This window comes from Streptomyces alkaliphilus (genome assembly GCF_014141535.1).
In the GTDB taxonomy this organism is placed as follows: Bacteria; Actinomycetota; Actinomycetes; order Streptomycetales; family Streptomycetaceae; genus Streptomyces; species Streptomyces alkaliphilus.
In genome coordinates, this window is record NZ_VKHT01000043.1 from 1 (window position 1) to 13432 (window position 13432).

Sequence of the window (13432 nt, forward strand, 5' to 3'; positions counted from 1 at the left end):
GGGGATGGGGAAGCCGCCGTCCGTCGGCGGGGGCGGAAGAGTAGCGCCCAATCGGAGGTATGTCGGTCGGTTTTCGCAAGTCCGCGCTCACAAGACGCCTGTGAGCTTTCCCACATGGTCACGAATTGCTTCCGGCGCGACCTCTCCGGCAGGGTGTGCGTCTGTCAGGCCCCGCATACGGCACCACCGCGGTGTCGAACCGATCCGCCGGAGGGCGGACGACCCGGCTCGCGGCGTACGCCTCACAACTGAACAGACGTCAGCCGTATGCCGCCCGAGTACCACGCGGGTTCCGGATCGCCCTCGGCGCCGGGACCGCACCGGGCCCGTGCCTCCCACCACCGGATGCCCGGGGGAGGCCCGTGTCAGGGGCACGATTGCGCCCGCGAGGTCACCCGTGGGCGATGGTGGAAGGAAACCGTGTGAGCCGGATGTCTGTCCGGGGATTCGCAGTGGCGTCGGCCACCGCGGTGACCACCGTCGGCGCGGCCGTCGGTGTCGCCTCGGGGGACGACCTCGGTGGTGTGGACACCCTGGAGGCCATTGCAGCCGACACCTCGACCCTGACGGCCGACGCGTCGCTGCTGGTGGACATTCCCGCCGCGGACACCCGGGTGCAGGCCGCGTCCCTGACCCGCCAGGCGGAGTTCCAGGGCGAGGCGGCCCAGTCCGCGACCAAGCGGGCAGCCGAGGAGGCGGCCCGACTGAAGGCCGCCGAGGACGCCGCCGCCAAGCGGGAGGCCGCCGAGCGCGAGGCCCGCGAGAAGGCCGAGCGCGAGGCGCAGGAGAAGGCGGAGCGCGAGGCCCGCGAGAAGGCCGAGCGGGAGGCCGCCGAGGTGGCTTCGGCGAGCACCGCGCAGAACGCGGCCTCCGCTCCCGTGCAGGCCTCGTACACCAAGTCCGAGATCCAGGCGATGGCCATGGAGATCGTCGGCGCGGGCCAGTACCAGTGCTTCTCCAACATCATCGAGCGCGAGTCGGGCTGGAACCACACCGCGACCAATCCCAGTTCGGGTGCCTACGGTCTGGTGCAGGCACTACCGGCGGGCAAGATGGCCTCCGCCGGCGCGGACTGGCGCACCAACCCGGCCACCCAGATCAAGTGGGGCCTGAACTACATGAACGAGCGTTACGGCAGCCCGTGCGGCGCCTGGGAGTTCTGGCAGGCCAACCACTGGTACTGAGCCGGTGGGGGACGGGCGCCCGGCTCATCCCCCCGGTCGGTGACGTCGCCGATTCGTGACCAACCCCGAGGGCCCCCGTGTCGTCCCACGACACGGGGGCCCTCGGGGTTCGGGCCGTGCCCGCCCCCCGTTCGGCGGATCGACAGGGTAACGTCGACCCCCCGTCCCCGACGGTCGGCCGCCGTGCCGGCGCGGGGGCACGGACCAGGGGGAATCCCGGAGTGGCCCGCGGCCTCCGGGGGGAAGAGGTGAGCGAGCGATGTCCGCATTCGACCGGCTGAGATCCGGTCTGTCGCGGGTGGCCGACCGGTTCTCCAGCTACCGGGAGGCGGCGGAGAAGGAGCGCGAGCGGCGCGAGCAGGAGGCGGCCCGACGGGTCGAGGAGGACCCGCGGGAAGCCGAGCGGACCACGGCCGGGGCGGGCGCGGAGGCGGCCGCCCCCACGGCAGGCGGGGGCCATGACGCGGCGGTGGCCGCCGAACGCCCTCTGGTGGAGGGGGACGAGGACACCCGACCGGTCCAGGCCCGCACCTCCGCCGCGAACGTCGCCGCCGCCCGCAAGGACGCCGCCGCCGACGTGGACGCCGGACACGTGCCGCCCGTCGGCCACCACCCCGGCGCGAGCCCGGCCGCCGGTGGGGTGTCGTACCGTCCGGCCCCGGCGGAGGCCCTGCCCTGGGGCCTGCGGGTGGCCTCCGAACTCGGCTGGCGCCTGCTGGTCCTCGCGGCGGCGGTGTGGATCCTCATCCAGGTGATCGGCGCGATCAGCCTCCTGGTGATCTCCTTCGCGGCCGGTCTGCTGATCACCGCCCTGCTGCAGCCCTTCACCGGGCGGCTCAAACGGGCGGGCCTGGGACGCGGGGCCGCCACGGCGGTGACCTCCTTCATGGGCTTCGGCGTGATCGGCCTGGTCGGCTGGTTCGTCGTCTGGCAGGTGATGGAGAACGTTGACGATCTCGTCGAGAGCGTCACCGAGGGCATCAACGAACTGCGCGACTGGGTCCTGGACAGTCCCTTCGGGGTCTCCGACGAGGACATCACCCAGGTGGTGGACAACGTCAACCAGTGGATCGGCGAGCACAGCGCCGAGTTGACCACCGCCGGTCTGGAGGGCGCCAACTACGCGGTGCGGTTCTTCACCGGTGCCGGTGTGACCCTCTTCGTGGTGCTCTTCCTGCTCTACGACGGCCGCAACATCTGGTACTGGTTCCTGAAGTTCATCCCGGCCTCGGCCCGCCCGGCCGTGGCCGGCGCCGGACCGCGTGCCTGGATCACCCTCACCGGTTATGTCCGGGGCACGGTGCTGGTGGCCCTCATCGACGCCCTGGGCATCGGCCTGGGGCTGTACATCCTGCAGGTGCCGATGGCGGTGCCGCTGGCGGTGATCGTCTTCCTGACGGCCTTCGTCCCGATCCTCGGCGCCATCCTCTCCGGCGCGCTGGCGGTGCTCGTGGCGCTGGTGACGGAGGGCTTCGTCACCGCCGTGCTGGTGCTCGGTGTGGTGCTGCTGGTCCAGCAGATCGAGAGCCAGATCCTGCAACCCTTCATCCTGGGGCGGTTGGTGCGGGTGCACCCGCTGGCGGTGGTGCTGACGGTGACGGCGGGCACGCTGTTGGCGGGCATCCCCGGTGCCGTGGTGGCGGTCCCGCTGGTGGCGGTGCTCAACACGGTGGTGACCTATCTGCGCGCCTATCACGATCAGGTGGTGGTCCGGGCCGATCCCCGGCGCAGCGGGGCCACGATCGCCGCGCTGGCCCCCGAACACGATCGGGGCGACTTTGACGGCCCCGGCGACGACCCCGGCGACGGCCCCGGCGCCTCCCGGGCCCCGGGTCGCGGTTCCTGAGCCCCACGCCCCGTCCCACGCCCCGAGGGGTTTTGGCCCGTCCCCTTCGGCGCCCCACCCGGCGCCGTTCGGGGCGGGCCGTCCCCGTCAGTCCGGGGTACCGGCCCACCCCGCGCGAGGGGGGTGCCGCTCCTCCAGCAGGAGCCGCAGCCGTCCGGTGTCGGCGAGGTTCCAGCCATCCGGTTCGACGATCGCCGCCCAGGCGTCCACCGGGTTGGCGCCGTACCGGTGGCCGTGCGGGGCGGGGGCCCCGTAGGAGACGGCCATGTCCACGGTGGTCTGCCAGAAGGTGACGAAGGGGAACCAGTCGATGGCGCCGGTGACGTCGGGGCCGAGCGGTTCGTTCATCCACTCCGGACGACGGAACAACAGGTCGGGGGACCACCAGACCACCGGGTCCGAGGCGTTCTGCAGATAGACCAACCGGGGGTGCTCCCAGTCCGTGGCGTCGCGGACCAGGTCCACCTCCGGGAACTGGGCGAACCGCACGTGTTCGCCGTCCCGCCACGAGGGCCGCCACACCGGACTGCCGGGGTCCCGGTCGCGGGTCAGCTCACGGTGGATGGGGGAGGCGTCGGGCGGGCCGACCAGCAGCCCACCGTCCACCCGGTCCAGCAGATCGTGGATGTCGTCGAAGGCCGCCTCGACCGCCTGCACCCCCATGCTCTCCCCACTCACCAGCAACAGTGGCCGGTCGTCCGCCGGCTCGCGGGACCAGCGCTCGTGGACGGCGTCCACCAGCGCCCGGGTCGCCTCGCCCGCCTCCTCCTGGTCCACCACGAACGACATCCAGCTCGGCAGGTGTGAGTACTGCACGGCCACCACGGCGCTGTCACCGCCGGTCATGTACTCCAGGGCCTCGACGCTGGTGGGGTTGAGCCAGCCGGTGCCGGTTGTGCCGGCGATCAGCAGGACCGACCGGTCGAAGCCGCCCGCGCGTTCCAGTTCCCGCACGGCCAGCTCCGCGCCCTCCTCGGGGGTCTCGTGGGCGGCGCGGCCGACGTAGGCGCGCACCGGTTGCAGGGCCGGGCGGCCGGTGAAGTCGGAGATCTCCCGGGGGGAGAGGACGGTACCGGTGAAGGTGCGGCCCTTGTTGCCCAGCAGTTCCCATGGGACGAGCGAGTCGGGGCTGCCGGAGACCAGGGGGGAGTAGGGCCGCAGCACGCCGGGGTCGGTGCTCGCGTCCTTGGCCGCGGCGATCCGTTCGGCGACGGTCAGCACTCCCCGTTCGAAGACCAGGTCCCGCCCGGTGAAGATGATCAGGAGGCTGCTGAGGACCAGGGCCAGCGCCACCGCCACCGGGCCGGGCACGAAGCGGTGCAGCACCTCGCTCAACAGCCGGGTGCCCAGCCGGATGCCGCGTGCGATCGCCAACAGGGTCAGCGCGACGGCCAGGCTGATCAGCGCGATCATCGCCGAGTGCCAGGTGAGGGTCGGGGGCAGCTCCTGCAACCGGCGCAGTTCGCGCTGCATGTCGGCGCTCCGGGACAGCAGGAGGATCACCAGGGGCGGGGTCAGCAGGTGGAAGGTGAGCCAGCAGCGGGCCCGGACGGTCTCGTCGGGACGCCAGGGGGCCACCCGGCGGTACAGCGTGGCGACGAGGGCTCCGAGGCCGTAGCCGATCGCGGCGGTGATGCCGCCGATGACGCCCTGCAGGTACCACGGGCGCGGGACCAGCGAGGGGGTCAGGGAGAGCCAGAAGAAGAAGAGGGCGACCAGGCAGGCGAAGAGGTCCGGCCAGCGGCGGACCAGCCGACGGGGGTCCTCGCGGTCGACGAGGGGGCGGCGCAGGACGCGCAGTGCGGTGTGCCGGGCCCGGGCGGGCCATCCGGCGCCGGTGGGGCGTGCGTCGGAGGGATCGACGGCGCGCGGGGTGGGCCCCGAGCCGGGCCCCGACCCGTCGGCGGTGTACAGCATCGATCCCTCCCCCTGTCCCGTGCCGGCGGCGGGCGTGTCCCCGGGCTCCGGGTGACTCCGGAAGGTGTCCGGATGGTTTCCGGGTGACGACCCGGGGCCGGCGGCACACCACGCTAGGGGATCGGACGCCCCGGGGCGGTCGGACGTTGAGCCGGTGCCGGATTGTGATCAACCGCCCCCCGAACGGCGCCGCGCGCGGAGGGGTCCGAGGGGCGCGAAGGCGCACGGGCCGGGGGAGGCGCGACGGGGGAGGTCCGGGTCCGGGTGGAGGGCCCCGGGACCGCCCGTTCGGCCGCTCTCCCGGTATTCACCTCGATTCCACACCCGGTGTATACGTGGTGTGTATAGTGGTCCGCATGTCCATCAGTCACACGTTGCTCGGCCTGCTGGAGGGCGGCCCCAGCCACGGATACGACCTCAAACGGGCCTTCGACGCCCACTTCGGCCAGGACAAGCCCCTCCACTACGGACAGGTCTACTCGACCATGTCCCGCCTGCTGAAGAACGGCCTCGTCGAGGTCGAGGGCGTCGAAGCCGGCGAGGGTCCCGACCGCAAGCGCTACGCCATCACCGACTCCGGCGTCACCGATGTCGCCGAGTGGCTCTCCCGGCCGGAGAAGCCCGAGCCCTACCTGCGCAGCACCCTGTACACCAAGGTCGTCCTCGCCCTGCTGACCAGCCGGGACGCCGCCGGTCTGCTCGACGTCCAGCGCGCCGAACACCTGCGACTGATGCGTGAGCTGACCCGCCGCAAGTCGTCCGGCGACCTCGCCGACCAGCTCATCTGCGACCACGCCCTCTTCCATCTGGAAGCCGACCTGCGGTGGCTGGACCTGACCGCCGCCCGCCTCGACCGACTCGCCGCGGAGGTGATCCGGCCGTGACCGACGCCCTGCTCACCGCCACAGCCCTGCACAAGACCTACGGCAACACCCCCGCCCTGGCCGGCGCCGACTTCTCGGTGGCCGCCGGCGAGATCGTCGCGATCATGGGCCCCTCGGGGTCGGGCAAGTCCACCCTGCTGCACTGCCTGGCCGGGATCGTCCCGCCGGACTCCGGAAGCGTCCGCTTCGACGGCCGCGAGATGACCACCCTCTCCGACGCGGAGCGCAGTGCCCTGCGCCGCTCCGCCTTCGGTTTCGTCTTCCAGTTCGGCCACCTGGTGCCCGAGCTGACCTGCCGGGAGAACGTCGCCCTGCCGCTGCGTCTCAACGGCGTGGCCCGCCGCGAGGCCGAGCGGCGCGCGGACGAGTGGCTGGAGCGGCTGGAGGTGCACGACGTGGCCGGCCACCGCCCCGGCACCGTCTCCGGCGGTCAGGGGCAGCGGGTCGCCGTGGCCCGGTCCCTGGTCGGACGCCCCCGCGTGCTGTTCGCCGACGAGCCCACCGGCGCCCTGGACTCCCTCAACGGCGAGCGAGTGATGGAGCTGTTCACCGAGGCCGCCCGCACCGCCGGCGCCGCCGTCGTGCTGGTCACCCACGAGTCCCGGGTGGCCGCCTGGTCCGACCGCGAGATCGTTGTGCGCGACGGCATCGCCCGCGACCCGGTGGGCGCCGCGTGACCGGCTCCTCGCGCCCGTCCGGCGCCACCGGCTCCACCGTCCCCACCGCCCTGCGGGATCGGGGCGCCGCCCCGGTCCTCCGTGGTCCCCTCCCCGACGCACCGGAGTTCCCCGAGCCGCCCGGCACCGCGGGCCGCTGGGCCCGCGACCTGTGGATGGGGATGCGCTTCGCCCTGGCCGGGGGCCGGGAGGGCCTGCTGCGCACCTCCCTGACCGCGCTCGGTGTCGGGTTCGGTGTCGCGGTGCTGCTGCTGGCCGCCGCCGTGCCCAATCTGATCTCCGGCTACGAGGAGCGCAACGCCGCCCGGGGCCACGAGTACACCTCGGCCTCCGAGGGGGAGATCGCCCCCGGTGAGCGGACCGTGCTCATCACACCGCAGAGCACGCAGTTCCGCGGCGAATGGGTGACCGGCACGGTCCTGCACGCCGAGGGCGGGGATCCCGCCCTGCCGCCGGGCATCACCGAGGTGCCGGCGCCCGGCACCATGGTGGTCTCGCCGGCCCTGCGCGACCTGCTCGACTCCCCGGACGCCCACCTGCTGACCCCGCGACTCCCCTACGAGCTGAGCGGGATCGTCGCGGACGAGGGGCTCACCGAGCCCAACGAACTGCTCTGGTACGCCGGTGACCCGGGACTCGCCGAGCGGATCGATGACGACGGGGTGTACCGGGTCGACGCCTTCGGGGTCACGGCGGGGAGCCAGCCGCTCCACCCCGTGCTGCTCCTCATGCTGGTCATCGGCTGCGTGGTGCTGCTGCTGCCGGTGGGCGCGTTCATCGCCACCGCCGTCCGGTTGGGCGGCGAGCGGCGGGACCGTCGCCTGGCCGCGCTCCGCCTGCTCGGCACCGACGTCCGCGCCACCCACCGCATCGCGGCCGGCGAGGCCCTGGCCGGTGCCCTGGTCGGACTCCTGGTGGGAGTGGTGGTGTTCCTCCTGGGCCGCAACCTGCTCGCCGAGTTCCGGATCTTCGGTCTCAGTGCCTTCTCGGAGGACGCGGTTCCCGCCCTCGCCATCGCCCTGTTCGTCATCATCGGTGTGCCGACGGCCGCGGTGATGGTCACCCTCCAGGCCATGCGCCGGGTCGCCGTCGAGCCGCTGGGCGTCGTGCGCACCTCCACCCCCCGGCGTCGCAGGCTCTGGTGGCGGCTGCTGCCTCCCCTCGCGGGTCTGGCGCTGCTGCTGCCCCTGGCGTTGTCGGGGAGCGAGGAACCGGATGTGGGGACCGGAGAGATCTGGCAGGTCTCCGTGGGCATCGTCTTCCTGCTGGTCGGCGCCACAGCGGTCCTTCCGTGGCTGGTCGAGGCACTGACCGGGCGGGTACGCGGCGGCCCGGTGCCGTTCCAACTCGCCATGCGCAGGCTGCAACTGGACTCCGGCTCCGCCAGCCGCGCGGTCAGCGGCGTCACCATCGCCGTCGCCGGGGCGATCGCCCTGCAGATGTTCCTGACCGGCATCACCACGCAGTTCTCCGAGGAGACCGGGGCGGGCGAGGGGTCCCCGTCACTGGTGGTCTCCGGCGGCGCCCCCCGGGACCCCTCCGACCCCCTCGAAGGGGCGCGGCGCCTGGAGGAGGTCGCCGGTGTGACGGGAGTCCTGGGGTATGCCTCGCACCAATTGCCCCGCACGGACGACGCGGAGATCTGGTCCGGTGTCACCATCGCGGAGTGCGAGGTCCTCGTCCGGCTCCTGGCCACGGAGAACTGTGTCGACGGCGCCGTCTACCTCGCGCACCGGGAGGACGAGCGCCTGAACGTCGCCCCCGGCGACTCGCTGAACCTCGCCGTGGAGTACGACGCCCTCTCCGGCGACCGCCTGGACACCGAGGTGGAGCCGTGGACGATCCCGGCGGACGCCCCCGTGGTGACCCTGGGCGGGGAGAACGGCATCGGTTACCTGATGTCCGGCGTGTTCGCCACCCCGGCGGCGCTGGACCCCGGACGAATCCCCGACATCGCGTTCGAGGCGCAGTTGTACACGCAACCGGGCGAGCCGGACATCGCCGAGCACGTGCGCAACGCCCTCTTCGACGGGGAGTCCCGGTTCTACGTCTTCGAGGCCTCCCCGACCCTCCACGACGACGAGTTCGACAACCTGCGTCGCTCGCTGTACGCCGGTGCCGTGGTCGTCATGCTCCTGATCGGCGGCTCCATGGCGATCTCCACTCTGGAGCAGATGCGCGAACGCCGCCGGCTGCTGTCGGTCCTGGTCGCCTTCGGCACCCCCCGCTCGACCCTGGCCGGCTCCGTGCTGTGGCAGACCGCGCTGCCGGTCGCGCTCGGTCTCCTCATCGCGATGGTCGGTGGTATGGGCCTGGGGGCGGTCCTGCTGACCACGGTGGGCGGATCGGTGGTGTTCGACATCCCGTCGCTGCTCGTGATGACGGCCGCCGGAGCCGGGGTCGTCCTCGGCGCCACCCTGGTCGGGATGCCCTCGCTGTATCGGATGATGCGCCCGCAGGGGCTGCGCACCGAATGACGGCGGGGAGGGCCGGGTCCCTATCCCACCCCGGCCCTCCCCGCGCCGCCCGGGCGCGATCGACGCGGACCCCACGGGGGTGGGATCGCGTCGGTCGCGCCCGGCACACCGCCGACGGCCCGGGCCCTCTTCTCCCCGGAGGGCCCGGGCCGTCGGCCTCGAGCCTGTCCACGGCTCCCGGCGTGGCCCGGGTCACGGCGACCCCGCGTCCCGGCCCGTCGGGGGCGTTCTAGGCTGGTGGCCGCGCCGTCGCCGCCGTGTGTCGGCGACGCGCGCCCGGCGGCGGGTGCCCCACGCGCCGGGCACGCCGGTACATCCGGCACGCCGAGACGAGACGACGGAAGGCCGCCATGCCCGAGTTCTCCCACACCGACCTGCTGCCCGTCGGCGAGGACACCACCCCCTACAGCCTGATCACCGCCGAGGGGGTCGAGACCGTCGAGGCGGCCGGCCGCACCTTCCTGAGCGTCGCGCCCGAGGCGCTGCGCCTGCTGGCCGCAGAGGCCATGCACGACATCGCCCACTACCTGCGCCCCGACCACCTCGCCCAGCTGCGACGCATCCTGGACGACCCCGAGGCCTCGCCCAACGACCGCTTCGTCGCCCTGGACCTGCTGAGGAACGCCAACATCGCCGCCGCCGGCGTGCTCCCGATGTGCCAGGACACCGGCACCGCCATCGTGATGGGCAAGCGCGGCCAGAACGTCCTCACCGAGGGGCGGGACGCCGAGGCCCTGTCCCGGGGCGTGTACGACGCCTACACGAAGCTGAACCTGCGCTACTCCCAGCTCGCCCCGCTCACCATGTGGGAGGAGCGCAACACCGGCACCAACCTGCCCGCCCAGATCGAGCTGTACGCGGCCGACGGCGCCTCCTACGACTTCCTCTTCATGGCCAAGGGCGGCGGCTCGGCCAACAAGTCCTTCCTCTACCAGGAGACCAAGGCGGTCCTCAACGAGCGCTCCATGATGCGCTTCCTGGAGGAGAAGATCCGGTCCCTGGGCACCGCCGCCTGCCCGCCGTACCACCTGGCGATCGTCGTCGGCGGCACCTCCGCCGAATACGCGCTGAAGACCGCCAAGTACGCCTCCGCGCACTACCTGGACGCCCTGCCCACCGAGGGTTCCCCCTCCGGCCACGGCTTCCGCGACCTCGAGATGGAGGAGCGGGTCTTCCAACTCACCCGGGAGCTGGGGATCGGCGCGCAGTTCGGCGGCAAGTACTTCTGCCACGACGTGCGGGTGGTCCGGCTGCCCCGGCACGGCGCCTCCTGCCCGGTCGCGTTGGCCGTCTCCTGCTCCGCCGACCGGCAGGCCCGGGCCCGGATCACCGCCGAGGGCGTCTTCCTGGAGCGGTTGGAGACCGACCCGGCCCGCTTCCTGCCCGACACCACCGACGAGCAGTTGGAGACGGCCGGGGACGTGGTGCGCATCGACCTCACCCGGCCCATGGAGGAGATCCGCGCCGAGTTGAGCCGGCACCCGGTGAAGACCCGACTCTCGCTCACCGGCCCGCTGGTGGTGGCCCGGGACATCGCGCACGCGAAGATCAAGGAGCGGCTGGACGCCGGGCAGGGAATGCCCGACTACCTGCGCGACCACGCCGTCTACTACGCCGGTCCCGCCAAGACCCCCGAGGGGTACGCCTCCGGTTCCTTCGGTCCGACCACGGCCGGCCGGATGGACTCCTACGTGGAGCGGTTCCAGGCCGCGGGCGGCTCGATGGTGATGCTCGCCAAGGGCAATCGGTCCCGGCAGGTCACCGAGGCCTGCGAGCGGCACGGCGGCTTCTACCTGGGGTCCATCGGCGGACCGGCCGCGCGACTGGCGCGGGACTGCATCAAGAAGGTCGAGGTCCTGGAGTACCCGGAGCTGGGCATGGAGGCGGTCTGGCGGATCGAGGTGGAGGACTTCCCGGCGTTCATCGTGGTGGACGACAAGGGCAACGACTTCTTCACCGACCCGGCGCCCGAGCAGCCCTTCGTGACCTCCATCCCGGTGCGTTCCGGCGCCTGAGCCGCCCGCTTCCCCGGCTCCTCCCGGTGCCCCGGGGGCGAACCGGTGCTTGCCCCGGCGCGCGGCTTCCACCGCGCGCCGGGGCGTCCGCGTTAGGTTCGAGCCCATGAACGCATCCACACCGGAACAGGGACGGAACCGGAAGCGGGATCGGGCGATGGACACCACGAACGGTGGCGCCCCGGTCGGGGGGTCGGGGGCGGACTTCCGCGTCGAACACGACTCGATGGGGGAGGTGCGGGTGCCCGCCCGCGCCCGGTGGGGTGCGCAGACCCAGCGCGCGGTGGAGAACTTCCCCGTCTCCGGCCGGCGGCTGGAATCCGCCCAGATCGCAGCCCTGGCCCGGATCAAGGCCGCCGCGGCCGTGGTCAACGGCCGACTGGGGGTGCTGCCCGACGACCTCGCCGACGCGATCGCCGACGTCGCCCGCGAGGTGGCCGACGGGCGGTGGGACGACCACTTCCCGGTGGACGTCTACCAGACCGGCTCGGGCACCTCGTCCAACATGAACGCCAACGAGGTGATCGCCGGCCTCGCCGCCGAACGCCTCGGTCGGTCGGTCCATCCCAACGACCACGTCAACGCGAGCCAGTCCTCCAACGACGTCTTCCCCTCATCCATCCACGTCGCCGCCGTCGACGCCGTGCTGCGGGAGCTGATTCCCGCCCTGGAACACCTCGCGGACACCCTCTCCCGTCGCTCCGACGGGTTCGCCGACGTGGTCAAGGCCGGCCGCACCCACCTCATGGACGCCACCCCCGTCACCCTGGGACAGGAGTTCGCCGGCTACGCCGCCCAGGTGCGCCACGGTGTCGAGCGACTGCGCGACGCCCTGCCCCGCCTCGCCGAGCTGCCGCTGGGAGGCACCGCGGTGGGCACCGGCGTCAACACCCCGGCCGGCTACGCCGACGCCGTCGTCGCCGAACTGGCCGCCGACACCGGCCTGCCACTGACCGGGGCCCGCGACCGGTTCGAGGCCCAGGGCGCCCGGGACGCCGTGGTGGAGACCTCCGGTCAACTGCGCACCGTCGCCGTCTCCCTCACCAAGATCTGCAACGACCTGCGCTGGATGGGCTCGGGCCCCCGCACCGGCCTGGCCGAGATCACCCTGCCCGACCTGCAGCCCGGCTCCTCGATCATGCCGGGCAAGGTCAACCCGGTGGTGCCCGAGGCGGTGCTGATGATCGCGGCCCGGGTGATCGGCAACGACACCACGATCACCGTCGCCGGGGCCTCCGGCACCTTCGAGCTGAACGTCATGCTCCCGGTGATGGGCACGAGCCTGCTGGAGTCGATCCGGCTGCTGTCCTCCGGCGCCCGTCTGCTCGCCGACCGCACCGTGGAGGGTCTGGTCGCGAACGTGGACCGCTGCCGGGAGTACGCCGAGTCCTCCCCGTCCGTGGTCACCCCGCTCAACCGTTACCTGGGGTACGAGGAGGCCGCCCGGATCGCCAAGCGGTCCCTGACCGAGCGCGTCACCGTCCGGCAGGCCGTGATCGACGCCGGCCACCTGGAACGGGGGACGCTCACCGAGGAACAACTGGACCGGGCGCTGGACGTCCTGTCCATGACCCGACCCATCGAACCGGAACCGGGGGAGGGGCCCGGCCGGACGCGGTGAGGGCGCCCTCGCGCGCCCCGCGGCGGCCCCGGGGAAGCCCCCGGGGCGCTTCCCGCACGCCGGCTTCCGCACCGGCGCGGAAGCCGGAGGAGAATGCGGCGGGAACGCCGGAATGCGGGGGGCGTGCGCCTATCCTTCCCTTATGACGACACACCGCGAGCCCGGTACGGGCACCGACGGCGCGACGTCGTGGCCGCGCTGGCGGCCCGGTGACCACATCCTGTGGCGCTATCGGGCCAACGGTACGTCCGATGTCCACATCTGCCGGCCGGTGACCGTCGTCCGGGACACCCCCGATCTGCTGGCCGTCTGGCTGGCCCCCGACACCCCCTGCGTGCGTCCCCGGCTCCTGGACGGCACCCCCGTCCACCTCGAGCCGCTGGAAACCCGCTACACCAAACCCCGGGGGCCGGTCCCGACCACCTGGAGCGGAACCGGCGTGCTGAAGCTGGCCCGGCCCGGCGATCCCTGGTCGGTGTGGTTGTTCTGGGAACAGGGGTGGCGCTTCAAGAACTGGTACGTCAACCTGGAGGAGCCGCTGCGACGCTGGTCGGGAGGGGTGGACTCGGAGGACCACTTCCTCGACATCGCGGTCTACCCGGACCGACGCTGGGAATGGCGGGACGAGGACGAGTTCGCCCGGGCGCTCGAGGTGGGACTGATCGACCCCGATCGGGCCGAGCGGGTGCGCCGCGCCGGACGCGAGGCCACCCGCCTCATCGGCCGCTGGGGCAGCCCGTTCTCCGAACGGTGGACCGAGTGGCGTCCCGCGCCCGACTGGGGGACCCCCGCGTTGCCGCCCGATTGGCAC

At 72.8% G+C, this 13432-nt stretch carries 9 protein-coding genes; 8 read left to right on the plus strand and 1 reads right to left on the minus strand.

The genetic code is table 11. The features are described from left to right. Positions 1–422 precede the first annotated feature (422 nt). Together FNQ90_RS03090 and FNQ90_RS03095 are read left to right on the plus strand one after the other, a co-directional pair. The gene (locus tag FNQ90_RS03090) at positions 423–1184 is read left to right on the plus strand and encodes an aggregation-promoting factor C-terminal-like domain-containing protein (RefSeq protein ID WP_143621294.1); all 762 of its coding nucleotides are present in this window, start codon (positions 423–425) and stop codon (positions 1182–1184) included. 259 nt (positions 1185–1443) lie between these two features. Continuing rightward, positions 1444–3030, plus strand: coding sequence for an AI-2E family transporter (locus FNQ90_RS03095; protein ID WP_182604843.1), 1587 nt, complete (start codon positions 1444–1446; stop codon positions 3028–3030). Positions 3031–3117: 87 nt separating this feature from the next. Here the strand turns inward: FNQ90_RS03095 and FNQ90_RS03100 are convergent, their stop codons facing one another. Further along, the gene (locus FNQ90_RS03100; protein WP_182604844.1) at positions 3118–4947 is read right to left on the minus strand and encodes an alpha/beta hydrolase; all 1830 of its coding nucleotides are present in this window, start codon (positions 4945–4947) and stop codon (positions 3118–3120) included. Positions 4948–5303: 356 nt separating this feature from the next. Here FNQ90_RS03100 and FNQ90_RS03105 point away from each other — a divergent pair, with 356 nt between their 5' ends. From FNQ90_RS03105 to fomD, 6 genes are all read left to right on the plus strand, one after another. Next, positions 5304–5831, plus strand: a complete 528-nt coding sequence (locus FNQ90_RS03105) for a PadR family transcriptional regulator (RefSeq protein ID WP_182604845.1) — start codon at positions 5304–5306, stop codon at positions 5829–5831. Further along, positions 5828–6508 carry an ABC transporter ATP-binding protein gene (locus tag FNQ90_RS03110; RefSeq protein ID WP_182604846.1) on the plus strand — a complete coding sequence of 227 codons (681 nt, stop codon included), beginning with the start codon at positions 5828–5830 and terminating at the stop codon, positions 6506–6508. The genes FNQ90_RS03105 and FNQ90_RS03110 overlap by 4 nt, the downstream gene beginning before the upstream one ends. After that, on the plus strand, positions 6505–8985 hold the full coding sequence (locus FNQ90_RS03115; RefSeq protein ID WP_182604847.1) for an ABC transporter permease: 2481 nt from the start codon (positions 6505–6507) through the stop codon (positions 8983–8985). The genes FNQ90_RS03110 and FNQ90_RS03115 overlap by 4 nt, the downstream gene beginning before the upstream one ends. Positions 8986–9335: 350 nt before the next feature. Further along, on the plus strand, positions 9336–11000 hold the full coding sequence (locus FNQ90_RS03120; RefSeq protein WP_182604848.1) for a fumarate hydratase: 1665 nt from the start codon (positions 9336–9338) through the stop codon (positions 10998–11000). Between the two features lie 157 nt (positions 11001–11157). After that, positions 11158–12621, plus strand: a complete 1464-nt coding sequence (locus FNQ90_RS03125; RefSeq protein ID WP_182604849.1) for a class II fumarate hydratase — start codon at positions 11158–11160, stop codon at positions 12619–12621. 142 nt (positions 12622–12763) lie between these two features. Then, positions 12764–13432: cytidylyl-2-hydroxypropylphosphonate hydrolase (fomD, locus tag FNQ90_RS03130; protein ID WP_182604850.1), on the plus strand; the 669-nt coding region annotated here is incomplete at its 3' end.

What these genes read in the sequence shown, in the direction of transcription:
- FNQ90_RS03095 (WP_182604843.1), top strand. Translation starts at nt 1,444, where the DNA reads ATGTCCGCATTCGACCGGCTGAGATCCGGTCTGTCGCGGGTGGCCGAC.
- FNQ90_RS03100 (WP_182604844.1), bottom strand. Translation starts at nt 4,947, where the DNA reads ATGCTGTACACCGCCGACGGGTCGGGGCCCGGCTCGGGGCCCACCCCG.
- FNQ90_RS03105 (WP_182604845.1), top strand. Translation starts at nt 5,304, where the DNA reads ATGTCCATCAGTCACACGTTGCTCGGCCTGCTGGAGGGCGGCCCCAGC.
- FNQ90_RS03120 (WP_182604848.1), top strand. Translation starts at nt 9,336, where the DNA reads ATGCCCGAGTTCTCCCACACCGACCTGCTGCCCGTCGGCGAGGACACC.
- FNQ90_RS03125 (WP_182604849.1), top strand. Translation starts at nt 11,158, where the DNA reads ATGGACACCACGAACGGTGGCGCCCCGGTCGGGGGGTCGGGGGCGGAC.